The sequence below is a fragment of the Agromyces salentinus genome, assembly GCF_009749395.1.
Classification (GTDB): domain Bacteria; phylum Actinomycetota; class Actinomycetes; order Actinomycetales; family Microbacteriaceae; genus Agromyces; species Agromyces salentinus.
The window spans coordinates 565,251-588,483 of sequence record NZ_WBIR01000001.1 but is presented as its reverse complement, the minus strand read 5'-3'; the positions used below and the strand labels follow the sequence as shown (position 1 = coordinate 588,483).

Annotated in this window: 14 protein-coding genes and 1 tRNA gene; 11 read left to right on the top strand and 4 right to left on the bottom strand. The window is 70.7% G+C overall.

What is annotated here, in order from left to right:
* Positions 1 to 65: 65 nt before the first annotated feature.
* The gene (locus GQQ95_RS02725; protein WP_157426068.1) at positions 66 to 782 is read right to left on the bottom strand and encodes a LysE/ArgO family amino acid transporter; all 717 of its coding nucleotides are present in this window, start codon (positions 780 to 782) and stop codon (positions 66 to 68) included.
* Positions 783 to 853: 71 nt separating this feature from the next.
* Between GQQ95_RS02725 and GQQ95_RS02720 the strand changes: the two genes are divergently transcribed.
* Both GQQ95_RS02720 and GQQ95_RS02715 read left to right on the top strand, forming a co-directional pair.
* A complete protein-coding gene (locus GQQ95_RS02720; protein WP_157426067.1) occupies positions 854 to 1,759 on the top strand; it encodes a LysR family transcriptional regulator ArgP in 906 nt (301 codons plus the stop codon).
* 168 nt (positions 1,760 to 1,927) lie between these two features.
* Positions 1,928 to 2,101, top strand: coding sequence for a CsbD family protein (locus GQQ95_RS02715; RefSeq protein ID WP_157426066.1), 174 nt, complete (start codon positions 1,928 to 1,930; stop codon positions 2,099 to 2,101).
* Between the two features lie 160 nt (positions 2,102 to 2,261).
* Here the strand turns inward: GQQ95_RS02715 and GQQ95_RS02710 are convergent, their stop codons facing one another.
* The gene (locus GQQ95_RS02710) at positions 2,262 to 3,488 is read right to left on the bottom strand and encodes a pyridoxal phosphate-dependent aminotransferase (RefSeq protein WP_157426065.1); all 1,227 of its coding nucleotides are present in this window, start codon (positions 3,486 to 3,488) and stop codon (positions 2,262 to 2,264) included.
* A 378-nt stretch (positions 3,489 to 3,866) separates the two neighbouring features.
* Here GQQ95_RS02710 and GQQ95_RS02705 point away from each other — a divergent pair, with 378 nt between their 5' ends.
* The 4 genes from GQQ95_RS02705 (at position 3,867) to GQQ95_RS02690 (ending at position 13,857) form a co-directional block, all read left to right on the top strand.
* The gene (locus tag GQQ95_RS02705) at positions 3,867 to 6,641 is read left to right on the top strand and encodes a glycoside hydrolase domain-containing protein (protein ID WP_170296934.1); all 2,775 of its coding nucleotides are present in this window, start codon (positions 3,867 to 3,869) and stop codon (positions 6,639 to 6,641) included.
* A 63-nt stretch (positions 6,642 to 6,704) separates the two neighbouring features.
* Entirely contained in the window at positions 6,705 to 9,617 is a 2,913-nt protein-coding gene (locus tag GQQ95_RS02700) for a discoidin domain-containing protein (protein ID WP_157426063.1), read from the top strand.
* Complete coding sequence (locus tag GQQ95_RS02695; RefSeq protein WP_157426062.1) at positions 9,608 to 13,174, top strand: alpha-L-fucosidase; 3,567 nt, start codon at positions 9,608 to 9,610, stop codon at positions 13,172 to 13,174. The genes GQQ95_RS02700 and GQQ95_RS02695 overlap by 10 nt, the downstream gene beginning before the upstream one ends.
* A gap of 56 nt (positions 13,175 to 13,230) precedes the next feature.
* Positions 13,231 to 13,857: a hypothetical protein gene (locus GQQ95_RS02690; protein WP_157426061.1), complete on the top strand. Its 627-nt coding sequence runs from the start codon at positions 13,231 to 13,233 to the stop codon at positions 13,855 to 13,857.
* An 88-nt stretch (positions 13,858 to 13,945) separates the two neighbouring features.
* On the opposite strand, the gene GQQ95_RS02685 is transcribed toward GQQ95_RS02690, so the two are convergent.
* Both GQQ95_RS02685 and dgt read right to left on the bottom strand, forming a co-directional pair.
* Positions 13,946 to 16,219 (bottom strand): esterase-like activity of phytase family protein, encoded by a 2,274-nt coding sequence (locus GQQ95_RS02685; protein ID WP_157426060.1) that lies wholly within the window; start codon positions 16,217 to 16,219, stop codon positions 13,946 to 13,948.
* A gap of 88 nt (positions 16,220 to 16,307) precedes the next feature.
* On the bottom strand, positions 16,308 to 17,825 hold the full coding sequence (gene dgt / locus GQQ95_RS02680; RefSeq protein ID WP_157426059.1) for a dGTP triphosphohydrolase: 1,518 nt from the start codon (positions 17,823 to 17,825) through the stop codon (positions 16,308 to 16,310).
* A 172-nt stretch (positions 17,826 to 17,997) separates the two neighbouring features.
* On the opposite strand from dgt, the gene GQQ95_RS02675 reads away from it, so the two are divergent.
* The 5 genes from GQQ95_RS02675 (at position 17,998) to rplK (ending at position 23,179) form a co-directional block, all read left to right on the top strand.
* A complete protein-coding gene (locus GQQ95_RS02675; protein ID WP_157426156.1) occupies positions 17,998 to 21,066 on the top strand; it encodes a hypothetical protein in 3,069 nt (1,022 codons plus the stop codon).
* A 110-nt stretch (positions 21,067 to 21,176) separates the two neighbouring features.
* Positions 21,177 to 21,249 (top strand) — tRNA-Trp (locus GQQ95_RS02670).
* A gap of 40 nt (positions 21,250 to 21,289) precedes the next feature.
* Positions 21,290 to 21,565: a preprotein translocase subunit SecE gene (secE, locus tag GQQ95_RS02665; protein ID WP_157426058.1), complete on the top strand. Its 276-nt coding sequence runs from the start codon at positions 21,290 to 21,292 to the stop codon at positions 21,563 to 21,565.
* 62 nt (positions 21,566 to 21,627) lie between these two features.
* The gene (gene nusG, locus GQQ95_RS02660) at positions 21,628 to 22,557 is read left to right on the top strand and encodes a transcription termination/antitermination protein NusG (RefSeq protein ID WP_157426057.1); all 930 of its coding nucleotides are present in this window, start codon (positions 21,628 to 21,630) and stop codon (positions 22,555 to 22,557) included.
* 193 nt (positions 22,558 to 22,750) lie between these two features.
* On the top strand, positions 22,751 to 23,179 hold the full coding sequence (gene rplK / locus GQQ95_RS02655) for a 50S ribosomal protein L11 (protein ID WP_055863240.1): 429 nt from the start codon (positions 22,751 to 22,753) through the stop codon (positions 23,177 to 23,179).
* Positions 23,180 to 23,233 lie beyond the last annotated feature (54 nt).

Genomic DNA, 23,233 nt, shown 5'->3' with positions numbered 1-23,233 from the left:
ATGCCGCGGCGGGCCGCGCGTGGGCGGCCCGCCGTCCCGGGCGCCCGCGGGGCCACGTCGGGGCGTCAGTGCGGCAGCACGAGCATGACGCCGAGCGTGATCATGACGACGGCGATCACGCCGTCGAGCACGCGCCAGGCGCGCGGGCTGCCGAGCACGCCGCCGAGCAGCCGCGACCCGTAGGCGAGTGCGAAGAACCAGACGATGCTCGCGAGTCCGGCGCCCACGGCGAACGCCCAGCGGTCGTCGCCGTGCGTGTTCGCGATGGACCCGAGCAGGAACACGGTGTCGAGGTAGACGTGCGGGTTCAGCCAGGTCAGCGCGAGGCAGGTCAGCAGGGCCGCGGCGAGTCCCGTGCGCCGCGGCCCCGCCGTCTTGGGGCGCACGAGCGTCGGGGTCGCGGATGCCGCGTGCCCCTCGCTCGTCGCCGAGTCGGTCGGTCCGTCGCCGATCGCGCCGGCGGCGGCATCCGGCTCGACCTCGAGGGCTTCGCCGCTCGGCCGCACGACGCGCTTCACGGCGAGCAGGCCGTACGTGATGAGGAACGCCGCGCCCGCCCAGCGGACGGCCTCGACGAGCCACGGCACGGCCTGCAGCACCGCACCGATCCCCGAGACGCCGGCGATGATGAGCGCCAGGTCGCTGAGGGCGCAGACGGCCGCCACGGCGAAGACGTGCTCGCGTCGCACGCCCTGGCGAAGCACGAAGAGGTTCTGCGCGCCGATGGCGATGATGAGCGAGAGGCCGAGGCCGAATCCGGCGAGGACGATGGAGAGGGGCACGGTTCGAGCGTAGGTCTCGTGATGGCATCAATCCAGCTCAGGTTCCTTCAGAAGCATTAGCGTTGCTTCACATGGAGATCCCGCTCGACCTCGCCCGCACGCTCGCCGCCGTCATCGACGAGGGCACCTTCGACGCCGCCGCCCGTCGGCTCAACGTCACGCCGTCGGCCGTGTCGCAGCGCATCAAGGCGCTCGAGCAGCAGCTCGGTCGGGTGCTGGTCGTGCGCTCGAAGCCGGCCAGGGCGACGGACGCCGGTGCCGCCGTCGTGCGGCTCACGCGCCAGCTCGCCCTGCTCGAGCACGACACCCTCGCCGAGTTCGGCCTCGAGGCCGAGCCGGTCAGGCCCGTCGCGCTGCCGCTCGCGGTGAACGCCGACTCGCTCGCCACCTGGTTCCTGCCGGCGCTCGCGCGCGTCGCGCGGCGGCATCCGGTGGTCTTCGACCTGCACCGCGACGATCAGGACTTCACGGCCGGCCTGCTCGAGTCCGGGACCGTCATGGGTGCGGTGACCTCGCAGGCGACGCCGGTGGCCGGATGCCTCGTGCGCCCGCTCGGGACCATGCGGTACGAAGCCGTGGCGACGCCCGAGTTCGCTGCGCGGTGGGGTCTTCCCGACGGTGCGGACGCCTTCGCGGCCGCGCCGATCGTGGAATTCGACCGCCGTGACGACCTGCAGCGCCAGTACCTCTCGGAGCGGGGCGTGGACCCGTCGCAGCCCTCCCGGCACTTCGTGCCCGCGTCCAGCGACTTCGCCTCCGCCGTCAAGCTCGGTCTCGGATGGGGCCTGCTCCCGGGATTCCAATCGACCGAGGAACTCGCCGCGGGCGACCTGGTACGCCTGGGCGGACCGCCCGTCGACGTGCCGCTGTACTGGCAGCAGTGGAACCTGCGATCGCCGTTGCTCGACGCGGTCGCGGACGCCCTCGCGGTCGAGGCAGCGAGCGCGCTCGCACCCGAGCGTTCCCACGGCGCGTGACGTCGCGCGAATCGTCGGGACGAGCGCGGGACGCGGCCGGTTCGGGCGACACGGAAGGCGCTAGACGATTCCCGCTGTGAACTCAACCCCTAGTCGTTTCTCGCGTGCACGAGGTTGACTGGTCATCGAGCACGGCAGACCGCCGCCCGCTCGCGAAGGGAGTCCAACATGGGGATCGATGACCGTATCGAGAACACCGCCGAAGACCTCAAGGGCAAGGCGAAGGAAGCCCACGGCAAGATGACCGACGACGACTCGAAGGTTGCCGAAGGCAAGGCCGACCAGGCGAAGGCGGACCTCAAGAACGCTGGTGAAGACGTCAAGGACGCCTTCAAGCACTGAGCTCTCCGGGGCCGCCGGTCGGTGAGCCCGGGAGATGACGGCGGGAACGCCCGCACTCTAGGGGGAGTGCGGGCGTTCTCGTGTGTTCGGAGGCCTTGCGTCCGGGCTCGTCTGCGTCCGGGCCTGTCCGTCGGGGGTCGGTGCGTCCGGGCTCGTCGGCCTAGCCGAAGAGGCGCTGCAGGCGCTGCACGCCCTCGAGCAGCGGGGCATCGCCCAGAGCGTAGCTGAGCCGGAGGAACCCGCTCGGCCCGAACGCCTCGCCGGGAACCGCCGCGACCTCGGCCTGGTCGAGGATCAGGTCCGCGAGTTCGAGGGAGTTCGTCGGCGTGACGCCGCCCCACTCGCGGCCGAGGAGCCCGGTGAGGTCGGGATAGACGTAGAACGCGCCCTCGGGGACCGGGACGGTGAGCCCGTCGATCTTCGAGAGCTCCGAGACGATGAGCCGTCGGCGCCGGTCGAAGGCCCGACGCATCTCCTCGACCGCGTCCTGCGGGCCGTTGAGCGCGGCGATGGCCGCCCGCTGGGAGATGTTCGAGACGTTCGAGGTGAGGTGCGACTGCAGGTTCGCGGCGCCCTTGATGACGTCGGCCGGGCCGACCATCCAGCCGAGGCGCCAGCCGGTCATGGCGTAGGTCTTCGCGACGCCGTTCACCAGGATCGCCTGGTTTGCGAGGCCCGGCACCGCCTCGACGATGGAGACGGCCCGCGGGGCGGGGGCATCCAGGTCGCCGTCGATGGGGGCGTACATGAGGTTCTGGTAGATCTCGTCGGAGACGACCCAGATGCCGTGCTCGAGCGCCCACTCGCCGATGGCGCGGGTCTGCTCGGGCGAGTACACGGCGCCGGTCGGGTTGGACGGCGACACGAACAGCAGGACCTTCGTGCGTTCGGTGCGTGCGGCCTCGAGCTGCTCGACCGTGACCAGGTAGCCCTGGTCGGAGCCGGCGAACACGTCGACCTGCACGCCGCCCGCGAGCTTGATCGCCTCGGGGTAGGTGGTCCAGTAGGGCGTCGGCACGAGCACCTCGTCGCCCGCGTCGAGCAGTACCTGGAAGGCCTGGTAGACCGCCTGCTTGCCGCCGTTCGTGACGACGACCTGGCCGGGCGAGACCTCGAGGCCCGAGTCGCGCAGGGTCTTCGCGGCGATGGCCTCCCGCAGCTCGGGCAGGCCCGTGGCAGGCGTGTAGCGGTAGTTCTTCGGGTCGTGCACGGCCGCGAGCGCGGCCTCGACGATGTGGTCGGGCGTCGCGAAGTCGGGCTCGCCCGCGGCGTAGGAGATGACCGGGCGCCCCTCGGCCTGCAGGGCCTTCGCCTTCGCGTCGACCTTCAGGGTCGCGGACTCGGCGATGGCGGCGATACGGGCTGAAAGGCGCGGCTTCTCGGTCACCCGAGAAGTGTACCGAGCGGATGCCGCCACCGGTCGAGTGCGTCGGGGCGGCGTGGCATGGGCGCGCCGCCGATGATTTCTGCGAGCACGCGGCCTGCGCGTTGCGACGGACGGCCGGCGCCGAGGCGGGCGGTCGTCGCCGCGTGATCGGCACGGTGGCGCAGAACGCCGGATGAGCACAGCGCTCAGTGCGATTGAGCGTTCTCGGCGGCCCTCGGACCCGTCCCGATCCTGTCCGATCCCGCCTCTTGACGAGGCAGGGCCCATACGACAAGCTCGCCTGAAACCTGAAAGATCCTGCACGCTTCGGCAAGTTTCAATCATGTCGAGTCAACGTTGATGAGCATCCCGCCGAGCGGAGGTGCGAAGGGAACGAGCATGACCGCGTCTACACGAACCGCCCGTCGCAGGCTCGCCCTGTTCCTCGCTGCAGGGCTCGCGCTCCCGCTGGCGCTGGTCGCCGTGCCCGGCGCCGCGGCCGCCGACACCGCCACGGTCGTCGTCGACGACGCGCAGGCGAGTGGGGCGAACCGGTTCGAGTTCGGTCCCGGCTGGAACGCCGGCACGGGCCTCGACCCGGCGAGGTGGAACGCGGGCACTGAGCACTGGGCGCGGGCCGCCGATCGGTCCACCCTCACGTTCTCGTTCACGGGTGAGCAGGCGCGGCTCTTCGGCATCAAGGATGCGCCGCACGGGAAGTACGCGGTCTCCGTCGACGACGGCGCCGAGGTCGTCGTCGACGCCTACGCGCCGACGCGCTCGTTCAAGCAACTCCTCTTCGACACCGGTGCGCTGCCCGCGGGCCAGCACACGGTGAAGCTCCGACTCACCGGCGAGAAGAACCCGGCCGCCACCAGGGCCGACGGCCAGATCGACTTCGCCGAGGTCGTCGTGCAGCGGGTGCCGGTCACCGGTGTGGAGATGGAGGCGGCGCCGCTCGAGCTCGTCGAGTCCGCGACGCGCCGGCTCGCGGCATCCGTCGTCCCTGCCGGGGCGACCGAACAGGGCGTGCGCTGGTCGAGCTCCGACGAGTCGGTCGCGACCGTGAGCTCGTCGGGGACGGTGACCGCGGTGGCCGCGGGGTCGGCGACGATCACCGTCACCACCGTCGACGGCGGATTCACCGCGTCCCGCCCGGTCTCGGTGACCGCCGCGCCGACGACGCTCAGCGGCGCCGTCGGCGACACGAACTTCCACTACGCGACGACCGAGCTCTTCGACGACTACCGCCGGATGTACCTGAGCGATGTCATCGGCATGACGGGCACCTCCTGGACGGACTCCGCGTGGCGGAACGACCGGGTCAGCGGTCAGTTCGTGCTCTGGACCGGCGATGAGGCCAAGACCGGGGTCCGCGTCGAGAGCGCCACGCTCGTCGGAGCATCCGGCGCCGAACTCGACGCCGACGGCTTGGACGTGAACTTCGTGGCCTCCGTGATGGCGGGTCGCGGTCGACCCTCGCTCGGTCGACCGCAGGAGCCGATCCCCGACGTGCTGTCGACGGTCGCGAGCGTCGACATCCCGGCCGACACCGTGCAGCCGCTCTGGTTGGTCGCCGACGTGCCCGCGGATGCCGCGGCCGGTGAGTACACCGGTTCGATCGTCGTCGTCGACGACCAGGGCGAGCGCATCGAGTTCGACCTCGCGCTCGAAGTCCTCGACGTGGAGCTGCCGCAGGCGGGCGAGTGGGAGCAGTTCATCGACCTCTGGCAGAACCCCTACGCGGTGGCCCGCGTCTCCGGCATCCCGGCCGACCAGCTCTGGACCAGGAGCCACTTCGACGCGATGCTGCCGCACTACCAGCGGCTCCGTGATGCCGGTCAGGACGTCATCACCGCGACCGTCGTCAACGACCCGTGGGCATCGCAGACCTACGACCCCTACGGCTCGATGGTGCAGTGGACGAAGAAGGCCGACGGCACGTGGGCGTTCGACTTCACGGTCTTCGACCAGTGGGTGTCGTTCATGATCGACGAGGTCGGCATCGACGGCCAGATCGATGCCTACTCGATGGTCAACTGGGCGAGCAAGGTCCAGTACCTCGACGAGGCGACGGGCCAGACGATCACGGCGAGCGTGCCCGTGGGCACGGCCGTCTGGAACGAGATGTGGAGCGCGTTCCTCGAGTCGTTCGCGCCCCACCTGGAGGCCAAGGGCTGGTTCGACCGCACCTACATGGCGATGGACGAACGAGCGCTCGGCGACCTGATGTACGCGGTGGACCTGATCGAGGACCACGCACCCGGACTCAAGGTCGGCGCGGCGATGAACTACAACAGCCTGTCGGACCCGCGGCTCGACCGGATCGACAAGATCTCGGTCTCCTCGGACCACGTGCTCGTCGGCGATGAGGCGTTCGCCGCCACCGTCGAGCATCGGCGCGAACTCGGGCTGATCACGAGCATCTACTACTGCGTCGGCATCTATCCGAACACCTTCATCCGGTCGAACCTCGCCGAAGCGGCGTGGACCCAGTGGAAGACGGTTGCGACCGACTCGGACGGGTACCTGCGCTGGGCCTACGACAGCTTCGTCGAGGACCCGTTCGCGACCACCGACTTCACGACGTGGGAGTCCGGCGATACTGCGCAGGTGTACCCGGGCAACGTGTCGTCCGTGCGCTGGGAGCGCATGAACGAGGGGATCCGCGACGCGGAGAAGGTGCGCTGGCTGAGCGAGCAGTCGCCCGAGGCGGCCGCTGAGCTGAGGACCGCGATGGCGGCCATGGGCAACCCCGGCGTGAAGCGCGACCCGTTCGGCGGGGTCATCGACCCGGGCGACGTCGACATCCCGGCCGAGGTCGACCGCCTCGAGGGAGAGCTCGACCGCGTGACGCGGGCGTACCTCGAGTCGCGTGCCCCGCTCGACGTGACCGTGAGCGTGCAGACGCGCTGCATCGCCTCGAAGGCCGTGCTCGCCGTGTCGGCGAGGAACGGCGAGGCCGTGCCGATGTCGATCTCGTTCACGTCACCGTACGGCGGCAAATCGTTCGCGAGCGTCGCCTCCGGGAAGAACGCCACGCACACGTTCAGCACCAGGGCGTCGAGCATCCCCGAGGGCGCCGTCACGATCGAGGCCGTCGCGACGATCGGCGGCGAGGAGCGCTCATCGACCAGCACCGCCGCATTCGACGCGAGGGCCTGCTCGAGCTGATCGGGTCCGTCGCCCGTAGCCGTTCCGAAGCGTTTGTTCGAAGTCGTTCTCGAAGGAGTGGACATGCCCATCAGACGTCACACGCAGGCACGGACCCGCGTCGCGGCGGCCATGGTGCTCGGCGCCGGCGTGATCGCCGCGACGCTCGTGCCGACCGCCGCGGCCCAGGCGGCCGCCAACCCGGCACCCCGCATCATCCCCGAACTCCAGACCTGGACCGGCGGCGAGGGCGCCTTCACGCTCGACGGCGCGAGCCGCATCGTCGCCGACCCCGAGCTCGCGGAGGTCGCGACGCAGTTCGCGGCCGACCTCGAGGCGACCACGGGCATCGTCGCCGAGGTCGTCGCCGTCGCCGATGCCGGCGCGAGCGCGACGGCGGCGGACCTCGTGCTCGACTACGACGAGACGCTCAGCCACGCTGCGGGCGGCGAGCTGTTCCTGGACGAGGGCTACCGCCTCAGCGTCGCCGCCGACGGCGTGGAGATCGCAGCGCCGAGCGCCGAGGGCGCCTTCTACGGGACCCGCACGGTGCTGCAGGCGCTACTGCAGTCGCCCGGTCGCGCCCAGCTTCCGGTCGGCGAGAGCATCGACTGGCCGAACCACGAGGTGCGCGGGTTCATGCTCGACGTCGGCCGTCGGTTCTTCACTCCCGAGTTCGTCCGCGACTACATCACGATGATGAGCTGGTACAAGCTCAACGAGTTCCAGATCCACCTGAACGACAACGAGATCCAGCGCCCGGCCGGCGGATGGGTCGATGCCTACGACGGCTTCCGCCTGAAGACCGACAACCCGGCGTTCGCGGGCCTCGCCTCCGAGGACGGCGCCTACGACCGGGACGACTGGCAGAGCTTCGAGGATGCCGCGGCGAGCCACGCCGTGACGATCATCCCCGAGATCGACGCCCCGGCCCACTCGCGCTCGTTCATCCGCTGGAAGCCCGAGATCGGGTTCGACGGCGGCGACTCCGACCACCTCGACCTCTCGAAGCCCGAATCGACCGAGACCATCAAGGCCGTCTTCGACGAGTTCACGCCCTGGTTCGAGGGACCCGACGTGCACATGGGGACCGACGAGTACCCCCGTGAGGGCAGGGACGACTACCGCACCTTCTTCAACACCATGGCCGAGCACATCCGCGGGCTCGGCAAGCAGCCGCGCGCATGGGGCAGCATGACCGTCATGCACGGTTCGGCCGAGGGCTACGACCGCGACGTGACGATCAATGCATGGAACAACGGCTGGTACGGCATGGCCTCCGCGCTCGCCGACGGCTACGAGTTCATCAACACGAACGACGGCGACCTCTACGTGGTGCCGTTCGCGAACTACTACCACGGCAACGGCCTGAACAACTCCTCGCTCTACGGCTCGTGGCTGCCCAACAAGCTCGGCAGCACCGAGGTCGTGCCCGCCGGCACGCCGAAGGGCGCGATGTTCGCGGTCTGGAACGATCTCGTGCACGAGGACTACACCGAGCTCGACGTGCACGGGCTCATGCGAGACTCGTTCCCCGTCATCGCCCAGAAGACCTGGAAGTCGACGACTCCCGCTCTGGCCTACGGCGACTTCACCACGCTCCAGCGGCAGGTCGGCCCGGGCCCAGGCCTCAGCACGATCGAGCAGGGCATCGGCACGGCAGCAGCGGGCGAACGCTCGCTGGGTGCGGTGGTGACGGCATCGTCGAGCGGCGAGGACACACCGCCGTCCGCACTCACCGACGGGCGGTCGCTCAGCAGGTGGGCGACCTCCGAGGACACGGCCGACGTCACGATCGACCTCGGCGCCACCGCGCCGACCGGACGCGTCGAGATCGACTGGGCCGGCACGCCGCCGGAGAGCTACGACGTGCACGTCTCGACGGACGGCCGCTTCTGGCAGCACGTCGCCGACGACGTCGACGGCACGACGGGCACGGTCCAGGTCGGCGGGCTCGCCGCCCGCCACGTCGCGGTCAGCGACATCCGCTCGGGTGGCGGCGACGACATCGGCGCCTGGCGGATGTCGGTCTTCAGCCCCTCGCCGCTCACCACCGGCGCGACGGCGACCTCGTCCGGCGTCGAGGCGGCGGCCTTCCCGGCGTCACTCGCCCTCGACGGCAACGACGCGACCCGCTGGTCGGCGAGCTACGTGGCCCAGCCGTGGATCGCGGCCGACCTCGGGGCGCAGCAGCGCTTCGGCGAGGTCGTGCTGAAGTGGGAGGGCGCCTCGGCGAAGGACTACGCGGTCGCCGTCTCGACCGACGGCCAGGCGTGGACGACGGTCGCGACGCGGACCGGCATGGCCGCGGGCGCTCGAACCGACACCGTCGGCTTCGACCCCGTCACTGCGCGACACGTGCGGGTGACGGTCACGGCCAAGAACCTGAGCCCGTACCTCAGCCTCTTCGAGCTCTCGGTTCCGTCGTCGGCGGAGCCAGAGGCCGCGATCACGGCATCGATCGAACCCGCGCAGCCCGACCGGCCCGATGGCTCGTACACGGCGCCGCCGTCGGTGACGATCAGCGCGGCGGGCACGGCGGGGGCCATCTCCGGCCTCCAGTACCGGGTCGACGACGGTGCCTGGGCGGAGGTCTCGGGGCCGATCGTGCTCGATGCGCCAGGGGAGCAGCGCCTCGAGTACCGGGCGCTCGTCGGTGGCATCCCGGTCGCGGGTCACGGCATCGTCACGGTCGCGGCCGCGCCCTCGCTGGAGGTCGTGGCGTCGGTGTCCAGCCGATGCGTCGCGGGTGCCGCGGTGCTGTCCGTGCGCGCGGTGAACGGCGAGGACCGACCGGTCGCGGTGCGCATCGCGTCGGAGTTCGGCGAGCGCTCGTTCGCGGTGGTGCAGCCCGGGAAGAACGCCTTCCACGCCTTCTCGACCCGGTCGGCGGAGCTGCCGGCCGGCGAGGTCACGGTCACCGCGTCGGCGGAGGTCGAGGGCGAGACCGTGTCGTCGACGCAGGTCCTCCCGTACGAGGAGCGGTCATGCGACTGATGCGACGGATCGCGATGGCCACCGTCATCGGGGCGATCGTGGCGGGCCTCGGCCCCATCGGGCTCGCGACTGCGGCCACCGGTGACGACCTCGACATCCGCTTCGGAGGATCCCTGGTCGGGACGACGGCCTACACGACGACCGAGGGCGAATCGATGCGCGGCGTCGTCCGCCGGGTCGCCGGCGGTGAGGAGCAACTGCCTGCGGGCGGGGTGCGCCTGGCCGGCGGCGCGCAGGGCATCCGCTTCGAGGCATCCGACTTCGGCTTCGGCGGGGCGACGCCCACGAGTGGATTCCTCGCAGAGGTGGAGTTCACTCCGACCGGCGTCCAATCCGACCTGGGGACGATCTTCTCGGCGGCGGGCAACCTCTTCGCGCGGGTGCAGGGCGGAAAGCTGGTGTACGGCTTCGAGTCCTACGACGGCACCACCTGGTCGTCGCACCGCACCGACGCGCCCCTGCCGGCCGCAGGCGTTGCGCACCAGCTGTCGCTCCAGTACCTGCAAGGCGGTGAGGGCGCCCAGATGCACGTCTGGCTCGATGGCGAGGAGCTCGGAACGGTGACCGCCGACGCACCGGTCGGCGTCAGCGCCGCAGCCACGAACGCGTTCGGCTTCGGCCACGAAGTGCATCCGTCAGGTGCCGCCCGCGGCCTGCGGGGGGACCTCGCGAAGGTGCGAGTCGTCGGCGACATCGAAGCCTACGATCCCGAGCTCTTCGAGTTCCAGCCCGCGCCGCTCACCACGAGCCTGCTCGACCTGCGATTCGACGGTGCGACGGCCGCCGCCGCGTACACGCCCGCCTCGGGAGAGGACCTCGACGGCGCGTTGGCTCTTCGCAGCGGCGCGACGATCGGCAGCGGCCGGTTGAACCTCGGCGGCGGCAACCACGCTGCCGACTTCACCGCGGCCGAGGATCCGTTCACCGGGGCATCCCTCGATCGCGGGTTCGTGATCGAGACGGAGTTCAGCGCGACCGGTGCCCAGGCGGATCTCGCGACGGTCGCCGCCGTCGGCGGGAACTTCTCGGCTCGCTATCGCTCGGACGGGCTGCAGTACGGATTCAGCGCGCAGATCGACGGCACGTGGCACGACTACTCGAGCAAGGTCGCCCTCCCGGCCACCGGCCAGCCGCACATCCTGTCTCTTGCGTATGTTCCCAGCGCGACCGAGACGAAGGTCATCGCGTGGCTCGACGGGAAGGCGCTGCCCGTGGTGACCGGCGCGGCGCCCGCCACGCGCAACCAAGCCACGACGACGGCGCTCGCACTCGGCAACGACGTGCCGGCGGTCGGGAACCGCGGATTCAGCGGGACCATCGATCGCGCTCGATTCGCGCTGCTGAACGGCGACTTCGCCGACGCTGCGTTCCGCTACCAGGAGCTCGACGAACCGATGCCCTGCCTCCCGCTCGGCGAGATCGCCCCGGCCAACTACATCCAGGTGACGTCGGCCGACTGCCCCGAGAACATCCTCGCGAAGGCGGCGCTCGTGCGTCCGACGGAGGCACAGGTCGCCTGGCAGGAACTCGGGTTGACCGCGTTCATCCACTTCGGCATCAACACGTTCTACAACCAGGAATGGGGCCACGGCACGGAGGACCTCTCGCGGTTCCAGCCGACCGGCGAGATCGATGTCGATGGCTGGGTGAAGTCGCTGCGTGACAGCGGCCACCGCATGGCGATCCTCACCGTCAAGCATCATGACGGGTTCCTGCTCTACCCCTCGCGCTACTCGGCGTACGACGTCGCAGGCACTCCGTGGAAGGACGGTGAGGGCGACATCGTGCGCCAGTTCACCGAGGCCGCGCGCAAGTACGGCATGAAGGTCGGCCTCTACATGTCGCCCGCCGACTCGCACGAGGAGCAGTTCGGGGTCTTCGGCAACGGCAGCGCGAAGACGCCGCGCACCATTCCGACGCTCGTCGAGGGCGACGATCGGGCCGGAACCGAGCTCGAGACCTTCGAGTACTCGGCGACCGACTACGGCGCGTACTTCCTGAACACCCTCTACGAGGTGCTCACCCAGTACGGCCAGGTCGACGAGGTCTGGTTCGACGGAGCCGCGGGCAACACCGGAAAGCAGGAGTTCTACGACTACCCCGCGTTCTACGACCTGATCTCGAAGGTGCAACCGGGGGCGGTCGTCGCCGTCGGCGGGCGCGACGTGCGCTGGGTCGGCAACGAACACGGCACGGCGCGGGTCGACGAGTGGGCGCCGGTCGCGATCAGTGACGGAGGCGACGGCGGCAAGATCGATCCGGTCGACGGCGGCTCGTTCGAGCAGGTCGGCTCGGCCGCGGCGCTCGAGGCGGCCGTGGCGAGCGGCGCCGACGCCCTGCACTGGTGGCCCACCGAGTCGGACATGAAGCTCACGCCCGGATGGTTCGCGCACCCGGGTGACACGCCCAAGACTCCGAGTGCCCTCATGGGCCACTACCAGAACACCGTCGGTCGCAACTCGGTCATGCTCCTGAACACGCCGCCGACCACGACGGGCTCGTTCGCGCCGGCCTCCGTCGCCGCACTCGACGGCTTCGCCGCGGAGCGGCGCAAGGCGCTCACCGAGGACCATGCGATCGGCGTTCCGGTCGAGGTGGGTGGCGACGAGACATCCGCAGCCCTCACCGACGGCGACACCCGCACATCCTGGCTCAGCGCGGATGCCGCTCCGGGCGACGTGGTCCTCGACCTCGGTTCGCCGCAGGCCGTGCGCCGCGTCGAGCTCGGCGAGGGCGTGCTCGAGCACGGCCAGGTCATCGAGTCGTTCTCGATCGACGCCGAGGTCGACGGCGCATGGGTCGAGATCGCGAAGGCGGGAACCGTCGGACTGAGCCGCATCGTGACCCTCCCGAGCACCGTGACCGCGCAGCGCTTCCGGGTGTCGATCGATCGGGCTCGTGCGCCGTACTCGCTCGCCACCCTCGCGCTCTACGAGCAGCTCTCGACAGATCCGGGCCGGCTCGCCGACGTCACGCTCGATTGCTCAGCGGATGTCGCGGGCGACGGCAGCGCCGAGCGGCCCTTCTCGTCCCTCGCGCAGTTCCGCACCGCCGAGCTGGCGCCCGGCGCCGAGGTCCACCTCGCTTCCGGGACGACCTGCGCCGACTCGCCGACGCCCTTCTGGGGGTACGGCACCGATGAGGCGCCGATCACCGTCGACGTGGTCGGCGGCGGTACCGCGCCCACGTTCGGCGACCGATCGGTCCACGAGGTGTTCGGCGCACTCTCGCAGCAGGGTTGGGTGCTCGACCTTCCCGAGGCGCCCTCGCTGGAGGTCGTGGCGTCGGTGTCCAGCAAGTGCGTCGCGGGTGCCGCGGTGCTGTCGGTGCGCGCGGTGAACGGCGAGACCGACCCGGTCGCCGTGACGCTCGCGACCGGGTTCGGCGAGCGCTCGTTCTCGGCGGTGCAGCCCGGGAAGAACGCCTTCCACGCGTTCTCGACCCGGCTCGCCGAGCTGCCGGCCGGTGAGGTGTCGATCACGGCGAAGGCGGAAGTCGACGGCGAGCCGGTCACCTCGGCGCAGACGGTTCCGTACGAGGCGCGCTCGTGCGGCTGATGACGTGGTTCACGGGCCCCGACCGCGGGCCGACCCGAGTGATGAAGGAGAGCAACATGACGAAGTCGAGATGGCGCATCGGAGCCCTGGCCGGCGCTGCCGTGTGCGGACTGGTGCTGGCGGGCAACGCGGGCATCGCGATGGCCGAGGAGCAGCACGGTGGCGGCGAGGTCGAGGTGAGCGTCGAGGTCGCCGAGATCACCGAGCCGGGCGTGCTGGCGATGAGCATCGCGGGCACGCAGGTGGCACTGGCCGAGAACGGCTCGAGCGAGCTCGTGCGCCAGTTCACGGGAACGCTGCCGACCGTGACGATCACGGACACCCGCACGGCCGAGGAGATCCCCGAGGGATCCGCCTGGTACGTCCTGGGCAGTTCGTCGGGCTTCGCGGGCGACGCCGGGCAGGCCGAGATCGGCGCCGGTCACCTCGGCTGGGCCCCCCAGCTGATCGACGGCGGCGAGTCGGGCCTCGTCGCGGCGGGCGACGAGGTGCTGACCGTGCTCGACGAGGCGCCCGACAACGTCGGCCTCGTCGACCAGGAGCTGTTCGCCAGCGCCTGGGACTCCGGCGAGATCGCCGCTGAGGGGTCGTGGACGGCGAACGCCGACCTGTTCCTGCGCACCCCGGCCGACGTCGAGGCCGGAACCTACTCCGGAACGGTCACGCTCTCGCTCTTCGAGTAGCGCGAGCGGATGCCGCGTGGCGGCAGCGAAACGGGCGGGCGGATGCCGCGGCATCCGCCCGCCCGTTCGTGTCGGTCGGAGTCGGTCGTCAGCCCTCGGCGGGCACCGCGTCGATGGTCACGGCGACCTCGGGGTGGTCGCTGAAGACGCCGTCCATGCCGGCCGCCACGAAGGCGCGGATCTCGCCGACGAGGTCGCCCGCGGCGTTCGGGTCGGTGCTCGAGCGGTACTCCGCGGGGAGGAACTGGTTCTCGAGCCGGAACGTCCACCCGTGCACGGTCAGGCCGGCGGCGTGCGCGTCGGCGATCACCGGGCTCGGGGCGCCGAGCGTGCCCGACGGGGTGCGGGGGATCATGACGGACTTCTCCAGGCCCACGCCGTCGGCGTACGTCGCGATCTCGGCGAGGCCGGCCGGGGTGACCAGGTCCTTGTAGGTGCGCGGGTCGCCGGCGGCCGTGAAGTCGTAGGGGCGGCCCGAGGAACTCACGAGCTGCGCGATCGCCACCTCGGTCATGCCGTCGAGCTCGCGCAGGTTGGCGACCTCGAAGCTCTGCACGATGACCGGGGCGTCGGCGTCGTCGAGGCCGTCGGCCTGCAGCGCCGCGACGAGGGGCTCCTCGAGCGACAGGCCGATCGAGTCGAAGTACGTCGGGTGCTTCGTCTCGGGGTAGACGCCGACCTGGCGTCCGTCGCAGCTCACCGAGTGGCGGGCCAGGTCGATGACCTCGTCGAGCGTCGGCACGAGGTAGAGGCCGTCGAAGGCGGTGTTCGCGGGTCGCGTGAGCGGCAGCCGCTCCTTCGCGCGGAGCGTCCGCAGCTCGGCGAACGTGAAGTCCTCGGTGAACCAGCCGGTCACGCGCGTGCCGTCGATGACCTTGGTCGCCTTGCGGGACGCGAACTCGGCGCGCGCCGCGACATCCGTGGTGCCGCTGATCTCGTTCTCGTGACGGGCGACGAGCACGCCGTCCTTCGTGGCGACCACGTCGGGCTCGATGTAGTCCGCGCACTGCACGATCGCCGTCTCGTACGCGGCGAGCGTGTGCTCGGGGCGGTACCCGCTCGCCCCGCGGTGGCCGATGAGCGTCACGGGCGAGGGCTCGATCTTCACCTTGTCGAGGTCGACGACCGCGAACTCCGTGTCGTCGGGGGAGCCGGGGATGCGCGCGTCGTTGCCGGGGTAGTTGTTGTCGTTGCCGATGAGCAGGTCGCCGCCCTTCAGCTGCACGACGGTCTCGAACGACTGGACCGGCAGCGAGAACACCTCGCCGGTGCCATAGCCGTCGCCCGCGCCGATCCCGTCGGGATTGGCGATGCGCAGCGCGTCGAGCACGAGCGTCTTCTCGACGTACCCGTTGGCGTCGGTGCGACGCAGGTCGACCTCGTAGACGCGCTTGGTGACCGCCTGGTCGCCCTCGAAGTCGTCGCGCTCGACGAGCAGCAGCACGTCGTTGCGCACCGTGAAGGCGTCGCCGATGACGTTGGCCTCCTGATCGGTCTGGTAGCTCCACGTGCGGCCGGTGTACGCCCCGCGACGCGTGTCGAACTCGTGGATCTCACGACGGCGCAGGTCGGCGTCGTCCGCGTAGGAGCCCTCGACCACCGGGTAGAGGTAGCGGCCGTTGACGGATGCCGCGAGCGCCTCGAAGCCTCGGCTGGCGCGCACGCGCGGCGTCTCGCCGGCCTGCAGGTAGGGGTTCTGCGGGGACTTCGCGCCGCCGAGGGAGAACGGCTTCTCGAGGAGCGTGCCGTCGGCGGCGAAGTGCAGCAGGAACGGGCCGAACTCCTCGCCGACCCAGAACGTGCCGTCCTTCGCTCGCACGACCGATTCGATGTCGAAGTCGGCGCCCGTAAGGAGGCGCTCGTCGGTGGCGCCGTTCGCGATCGGGAAGTCGAGCACGCCGTTGCGGTCGTTGTACGAGATGAAGCGTTCGACGGCGATGGATCCGTCGCCGCCCTCGGCGGTCTGCCATGCCGGGCGCACGAGGTAGTTGCGCAGCAGGAAGTCGGCCGAGTTCGCCTTCGTGCCGAAGCCGTTGTCGGGCTGCGCCCAGAACGTGCCGTCGCCGTTGTCGATCGCGGCGGAGAACCCGGGGATGACCTGACCCGCCCAGGGGCCGGTGCGGCCGTTCCCGGGCGACGCGAGCGCGCCGGAGGCGGGACCTGCCTCGAGGTGGTCGGCCGAGAGCGTCGCCCGGGCGACCAGCGTGGGCTGGAATGCCTGGACGTACGGCGACTGGGAGCGTCCATCGGAGGCGCCGGCGGCGAGGGCCGGTGCGGGAACGAGGACGGCCGCCGCGGCGGCGGCCGTGACGGCGACGGCGAGCAGACGCGGCAGGGCGCGTCGGGCTGGGTTTCGACTCATGCGGCCGAGCCAATCGGCGCAGGGCTTCGCCCGGATGACCGTCAGGCGAACCGATCGCGACCGCTGAGTGAACGCCGGGCGCCCGGCGTCAGAGGTTCTGCCCGATGTCCCACAGCCGGTCGGGGCGGCCGTCGATCGCCTCCGAGACGGCGAGCGCCTGGTCGTCGCTCAGCGAGGCGACGTAGTCGACGACGCCGCGGCCGAGGCCGAGGCGGTGCACGTCGGCGGCATCCGGGATCGGGATGCCCTCGGGCTTCGTGACGCGGAGCAGCGCGTACCCCTCGGTTGCGAGCTCGACGAGTTCGCGGAGCCGCTCGGGCACGCGGTGCCGGTCGATGTCGTCGGTGATCCAGGCGGTGAGCCCCTTGACGGCCCGGGTGAGCACGCGGCTGAGCCCGCGCTGGTACATCGCGATGTCGGCGCGGTCGAGGATGAAGTGCCGGTGCACGAACTTCAGCACCTCGACCTCGTGCCAGGCGAGCCGGTCGAGGGTCACGAGGCCCGTGCGCACCTCGTCGGGCGGGGCGGGGACGACGGAGGTCTGGAGGTGGTTGATCCACCGGTTCGTGAACGACGAGAGGCCCCGCTCCGAGGCGATCGAGCCGTCGAACGGGGTCGCGAGGAGGCCATCGACGAGGTCGTCGGCCACGACGTCGACCGCCTCGGCGAACGCCTCGTCGGTCGCGATCCACGCGTCGCTGCGGTGAAGCTTGCGCCGGAGTCCCTCGAGCGCGGCGCCGGGGGGAGCCGAGCGGGCCGCGAGCGCGTCGTCGTCGAGGGCTCGCAGCGTCGCGCCGTCCTCGATGAAGCCGCGGAACTCGCGGGCCACCGAGCCCTGGCTCAGCAGGCCCGCGCGATAGAAGTCGTCGACGTCGTGGATCGAGTACGCGATGTCGTCGGCGATGTCCATGACCGAGCACTCGAGCGACTGCTGCATGGCCGGCAGGTCGCGCCTCGCGGCGAACAGGTCGGCCGCGTCGAGGTCGTAGGCCGAGAACTTCACGACGTCGACGCCGCCCGAGATGCGGCGCATGCCGCGCGGCAGGGTCCCGGAGCCCAATGAGACCGGATCGACGAAGCGCGTCCACGGGTACTTCGCGACGGCCGCACGCACCGCCGCGGTGAGGTTCAGGCCATGCGGCGAGTTCGCCGTGACGTCGAGCGTGGCGATGATGCGATAGGTCTGCGCGTTGCCCTCGAAGCCGTCGGAGAGCCCGAGCGTCTCCCGGGCGAGCCGGTCGAGCACCCGCTCGCCGAGGTGCCCGAACGGCGGGTGGCCGAGGTCGTGCGCGCTCGCCGCGGCCTGCACGACGACGGCGTCGCAGCCGTGCTCGAGTGCGAGCTCGCGCGCCGGCGACGCGACATCCGAGAGCCCGACCGCGATGGCCCGTGCGACCGCCGTGACCTTGATCGAGTGGGTGAGCCGGTTGTGGATCAGCGGGCCCGCTCCGGGCTGGGCGATGACCTGGGTGACGGCCGACAGCCTGGAGAAGTAGGGCGAGAACCGGATGCGCTCGAGGTCGAGCCGGAACTGCGAGTGCTCGCCCGTGACCCGCACGCTGCTCTGCGGCTCCGCGACGAGCCGGGTGCCCCGATCGATCGACATCTGCGTCCCTTCCGGGCCGCGGTGATGGTGTCGGATGTCGCATGAGGCGACGGATGCCGCGGCCGGCCCGCTCCCAATCTACGGGTGCCCGCGTGGCGGTAGCACGGGCACCGGGGTTGCCGGAGATCACAACTGGGTCACGCGACCCACTGTGGGGTATGCTCCGCGCGTGATGAAGCGCCCCGGTCGACCCATGCTCGCCGTGGTCGCCGCCATGATCCTGCTGGCCCTCGGGGCCGGCGTCGCCTTCGTGCTGACGGACGCCCTCGGCATCCGCACCGAGCAGGCCGACATCCCCGTCGAGTCGACCGCCGTGGCGGACGTCGAGGCGACGGTGCCGCCGCCGGTCTTCGACGTCGTCGCGACGGCGACGGGGGTGCCGAACGGGTCGCCAACCGCATCGCCGCGCATCGACGCCGCGCTCGCGGAACTGCAGGCGGCGGTCGTGGATGCCGCGGCGACATCCGGGACCGCGACGCTCTCGGTCGAGGCGGGCGACGGCGACCCGGCCGACGAGGCCTACTCCCTCGAGGGCACGCCCTCGGCGCTGCGCGTGGTCGCCGCGAGCGAGGCCGGCGCCGTGCGCGGCGTCTACGACCTCGCGCAGGCGGTGCGCGACGGACGCTCGACCGCCGAGCGCCTCGGCGAGCGCGTGGAGTCGCGCCTGCCGTTCCGGATGGCCGACCTCGGGGCGGTCGGCGTCGAGGTCGACGAGGCCGCGTGGGCCGCGGGCGACGACTACTCCCACACCTCGAAGGCCTTCGAGGACGTCATCCTGCCGGATGCGCCGTACATCGACGAGCAGGCCCTCGCCGTCGCCCGCGAGGAGATGGACGAGTACGTGCGCCACCTCCTCGCCGAGGGCTACACCGCCGTCGCGGTTCCCGGCCTGCTCGAGTACCTGACCTTCTCCGACGTCGGCGACGGCACCGAGGTCTACGGGCCCGACGACGAGCACGTCGCGCGAGCGCTCGCGATGCGCGAGGCGTTCGGGCCGATCTGGCAGTCGGCGAGGGATGCCGGCCTGCAGGTCTTTCTCCGCACCGACATGCTCGTCATCACGACGCCCCTCGAGGAGTACCTCATCGAGCGCTTCGGGAGCCTCGATACGGAGAACCCCGAGTTCTGGGAGGTCTACGCCGCCGGGCTCGACGAGCTCTACCGGGAGATGCCCGCCATCGACGGCGTGCTCATCCGCATCGGCGAGGCGGGCGAGGTCTACGACCTGCCCGACTGGGACTACCGCTCGGCGCTCGCCGTGACCACCGTCGACGCCGTGCAGGCGATGCTCACGACCCTGCTCGACCAGGCGGAGGGCGCCGACCGCGAGGTGATCTTCCGCACGTGGACGGTCGGCGTCGGCGCCGTCGGCGACCTGCACACCAACCAGGACTCGTACCGCACCGTGTTCGAGGGCATCGACTCGGATCGCCTCATCGTCTCGACGAAGTACACGCTCGGCGACTTCTACAGCCACCTGCCCCTGAACGACACGCTCGAGATCGGCGACCAGCGCCGCATCATCGAGTTCCAGAGCCGGCGCGAGTTCGAGAACTTCGGCGCCTTCCCGAACGACCTCGGCGACCTGTACGCGCAGGCCCTCGACGAGCTGCTCGCCGCGAACCCGAACATCGAGGGCATCTGGACCTGGACCCAGGACGGCGGCCCCTGGCGGGCGGGGCCGCTCTCGCTCGAGCTGAAGGCCGGCTTCTGGCACCTCGCCGAGCTGAACACCGAGCTCGCGGTGCGCCTCGCGCGGGATCCGTCGCTCGACCCGGCATCCGTCACCGCCGACTGGGCCCGGCGCTGGTTCTCGGACGATCCGGCCACGGTCGCCGCGATCGCCACGGCCATGACCGACTCGCGCGAGGCGATCACCGACGGCCTCTACATCGGCCCGTTCGCAGAGCACCGCGTGTACGCCATCGGGCTCGAGCCGCCGCCCATGATGTGGATCTTCGAGTGGGACATCCCGACGGGCGACAGCGCGGCCCTCGACGTGATCTACGCGATCGCGCGCGACGACCTCGACGAGGCGATCGCGGGCGGGCACCGGGCCCTCGACGCCGTCGATCGCATGCAGGCGTCCATCGAGGGCACGGATGCCGCGACCTGGAGGGATCCCGAGCTCCACCGGGAGTTCGTCGAGGCCCTCGCGTACGAGCGCAGCACCCTCGCGATGCTCGCCGACTACCGCGAGACCGTGCTGCGCAAGGCGCAGTGGCACGACACGAAGGACGCCGCGGTGTACGACCAGTGGCAGCGGGCGCGGGCGGCGTTCGTCGAGTCGGCGGCCGCGCACGAGCAGGAGTACGCCGGTGACCCGTACCACCCGGCGTACAACCTCGAGGCGGCCCGGCTCGGGCTCGAGCGCGCCGACCGCGACCAGGCCATGGGCTGGGCGGCCGGCGTGACGCTCGTGCTCGCGCTCGCGTGGATCGCCTACGGCATCGCGGCACGGCGCCCCCGCATCGCGGCGTGGCCGGGTGCGCGGCTGGCCCGGGCCATGTGGGTCGCCGGCACGCGGCCGTGGCGGGCCGCCGAGGCGACGGCGGGCCTCGGGCGCCTCGAGCGCGTGCTCCTCGTGGCGGTGCCGGCCCTCGCCCTCGTGCTGAGCCGCTGCATCCTCACCTGGTTCGCCGCGCCGGCGCATCTCGTGGCCACCCTCGGGGCGTGGCTCGTGTTCGGCGCGGTCGCGCTGCTCCTCGCCCGCGCCATCGGCGGGCGCGAGGCGATGAGCTCGGTCGCGGCATCCGTCGCCGGAGCCGTCGTGCTGCGCGTCGCCCTGCTCTCGTTCGCGCTCGCGCCGACCGGCCCCGGCGGCTACTGGTTCGGCTTCTGGACCGATCCCGTCGCGCGATCGGCCTACTCGACGGTCGCCTTCGCCCTGTTCGCGTGGGTGATCGTCGCCGCGGCGTGGGCGCTCGCCCGCGTGATCGGCGCCCGACGGGCCGTCGGCGTCATCGCCACGGCGTGCGGCGCGGCGATCGCGGTCATCGCTGGGCTCGTCGCCGTGATCGGCCTCGAGGCCGCGCTGACGGCCTGGAACGACCAGATGGCCCTGCTGCCGTGGGGCCTCTCGCGCATCCTCGGCATCACCGTCTACCTCGGCATCCCGGCGGATGCCGCGTGGTGGGCGGCCGCCGCCGGCGGCCTCGTCGCCGTGCTCGGCGCGGCCCTCTGGGCGCCGCCGGGACGCCGCAGGGGCGACCGGTTTGGCGGTGGGGCATCCGTCGCCTAAACTTGCTGAGGTTGCGCACGACGACCAAGCTTTCCCGTGCCCGATTTCCTCAAGAAGTCGAGTAGGGTGAGCCGGTCACAAGGTGTGATCTTCAGGGGCGTTGCTCCTGAAGGGCGGTGGCTCAATTGGTAGAGCAGCGGTCTCCAAAACCGCAGGTTGCAGGTTCGAGTCCTGTCCGCCCTGCGAGCCGGCAGTGATTGCCGGCCCACGAAAGGTGTACGAGGTGGCACGGAAGATCATCGACGAACCCAGCGAGGACGTCGTCGCCAACGCGAAGCGCGAGCGCGCGGCGCGGCGCAATCCCTTCGCCCGGATCGCGCTGTTCATCCGCCAGGTCTTCGCCGAGCTGAAGAAGGTCGTCACCCCGACGAGGAAAGAACTCTTCAGCTTCACCGTCGTCGTGCTCGTGTTCGTCGTCATCATGATGGCGCTCGTCTGGGTGCTCGACACGGTGTTCGGATGGGCTGTGCTGTACGTCTTCGGGTCGACGGGGGCCTGATCAGCCACTCGTCCTGAAGAACCGCGCGCCGCGAGGCGCACGAATGAGAAGGAATCGAGAAATTGGCAAAGATTGAGCGCGACGACGTCGATTGGGCCACGGCTGCAGAGCAGTCGGCCGAAGACGACGAGGCCCAGGAGGGCAACTCGCTCGAGCACGACGAGCAGTCGGTCGAGCCGGCCGAGCACCGTGCCGTGCACGTGATCGACGACGAAGGCAACGACGTCGACCTCGATGCCGTTCTCGACGCCATCGCCGAGGCGAACGACCCCGAGGCCGACGCGGTCGTCGACGACGCCCTCGACATCGACTCGGTCGAAGAGGCCGACGCCGCGCTCGAGGCCGTCTCCGAGGAGAGCGAAGAGCCCGAGCACGACCCCTACGAGGAGTTCCGCAACGAACTGCGCTTCCTCCCGGGCAAGTGGTACGTCATCCACTCCTACGCGGGCTTCGAGCGTCGCGTGAAGGCGAACATCGAGCAGCGCCGCGAGTCCATGGCCATGGCCGACTACATCTACCAGGTCGAAGTGCCGATGGAAGACGTCGTCGAGATCAAGAACGGCCAGCGCAAGATGGTCACCCGCGTGCGCATCCCCGGCTACGTGCTGGTCCGCATGGACCTGAATGAAGACAGCTGGTCGGTCATCCGCCACACCCCCGGCGTCACGGGCTTCGTGGGCAACGCCCACAACCCCACGCCGCTCCGCTTCGAAGAGGCCTTCGGCATGCTGAAGAGCCTCGTGGAGCCGAAGGACGTCGCACCCGCCAAGGGCGCGAAGTCTGGCGGCACGTCGAGCGCGGCCCGCGTCATCCCGGCCGAGATCGACTTCGAGGTCGGCGAGACCATCACGATCAAGGACGGCTCGTTCGCCGGCCTCCCCGGCACGATCAGCGAGATCAAGCCCGAGAGCGGCAAGCTCACCGTGCTCGTCTCGCTCTTCGAGCGCGAGACGCCGGTCGAGCTCAGCTTCGACCAGGTCACCAAGCTCTAGATCCCGACGGCCGAGGCGGCGCTCCGGCGCCGTCTCGAGACCCTCACCGATCACCCAGCCAGCCCTCCGGTATACTCGGAGGGTTGTGCTGTGTCAGCGATGCTGCGCAGCACCCGATCCACCGCCCTCCGGAACCGCCGGTCGAGCGGGAGAGTGCCCAGGACTTGGGCGTTCGAACAGAAAGAGAGAAATCATGGCACCGAAGAAGAAGGTCACTGGTCTGATCAAGCTTCAGATCAAGGCCGGCGCCGCCAACCCCGCCCCGCCCATCGGCCCGGCGCTGGGTCAGCACGGCGTCAACATCATGGAGTTCTGCAAGGCGTACAACGCGCAGACCGAGTCGCAGCGCGGCAACGTCATCCCCGTCGAGATCACCGTCTACGAGGACCGTTCGTTCACCTTCATCCTGAAGACCCCGCCCGCCGCGGAGCTCATCAAGAAGGCCGCCGGCGTCGCCAAGGGCTCTGGCGTCCCGCACACCACCAAGGTCGGCAAGCTGACCCAGGCGCAGGTGCGCGAGATCGCCGAGGCGAAGATGGTCGACCTCAACGCGAACGACCTCGACGCCGCGTCGAAGATCATCGCCGGCACCGCCCGCTCGATGGGCATCACGGTCGAATAGCGCTCGTTCCGTCGGACTCGACGGGCGCTGACGCGCCCACGTGGCCTTCGGAAT

Excerpts from the sequence above, each read along its gene's own strand:
- GQQ95_RS02720 (WP_157426067.1), top strand. The coding sequence starts at position 854 with ATGGAGATCCCGCTCGACCTCGCCCGCACGCTCGCCGCCGTCATCGAC.
- GQQ95_RS02715 (WP_157426066.1), top strand. The coding sequence starts at position 1,928 with ATGGGGATCGATGACCGTATCGAGAACACCGCCGAAGACCTCAAGGGC.
- GQQ95_RS02705 (WP_170296934.1), top strand. The coding sequence starts at position 3,867 with ATGACCGCGTCTACACGAACCGCCCGTCGCAGGCTCGCCCTGTTCCTC.
- GQQ95_RS02700 (WP_157426063.1), top strand. The coding sequence starts at position 6,705 with ATGCCCATCAGACGTCACACGCAGGCACGGACCCGCGTCGCGGCGGCC.
- GQQ95_RS02695 (WP_157426062.1), top strand. The coding sequence starts at position 9,608 with ATGCGACTGATGCGACGGATCGCGATGGCCACCGTCATCGGGGCGATC.
- GQQ95_RS02690 (WP_157426061.1), top strand. The coding sequence starts at position 13,231 with ATGACGAAGTCGAGATGGCGCATCGGAGCCCTGGCCGGCGCTGCCGTG.
- GQQ95_RS02685 (WP_157426060.1), bottom strand. The coding sequence starts at position 16,219 with ATGAGTCGAAACCCAGCCCGACGCGCCCTGCCGCGTCTGCTCGCCGTC.
- dgt (WP_157426059.1), bottom strand. The coding sequence starts at position 17,825 with ATGTCGATCGATCGGGGCACCCGGCTCGTCGCGGAGCCGCAGAGCAGC.
- GQQ95_RS02675 (WP_157426156.1), top strand. The coding sequence starts at position 17,998 with ATGAAGCGCCCCGGTCGACCCATGCTCGCCGTGGTCGCCGCCATGATC.
- rplK (WP_055863240.1), top strand. The coding sequence starts at position 22,751 with ATGGCACCGAAGAAGAAGGTCACTGGTCTGATCAAGCTTCAGATCAAG.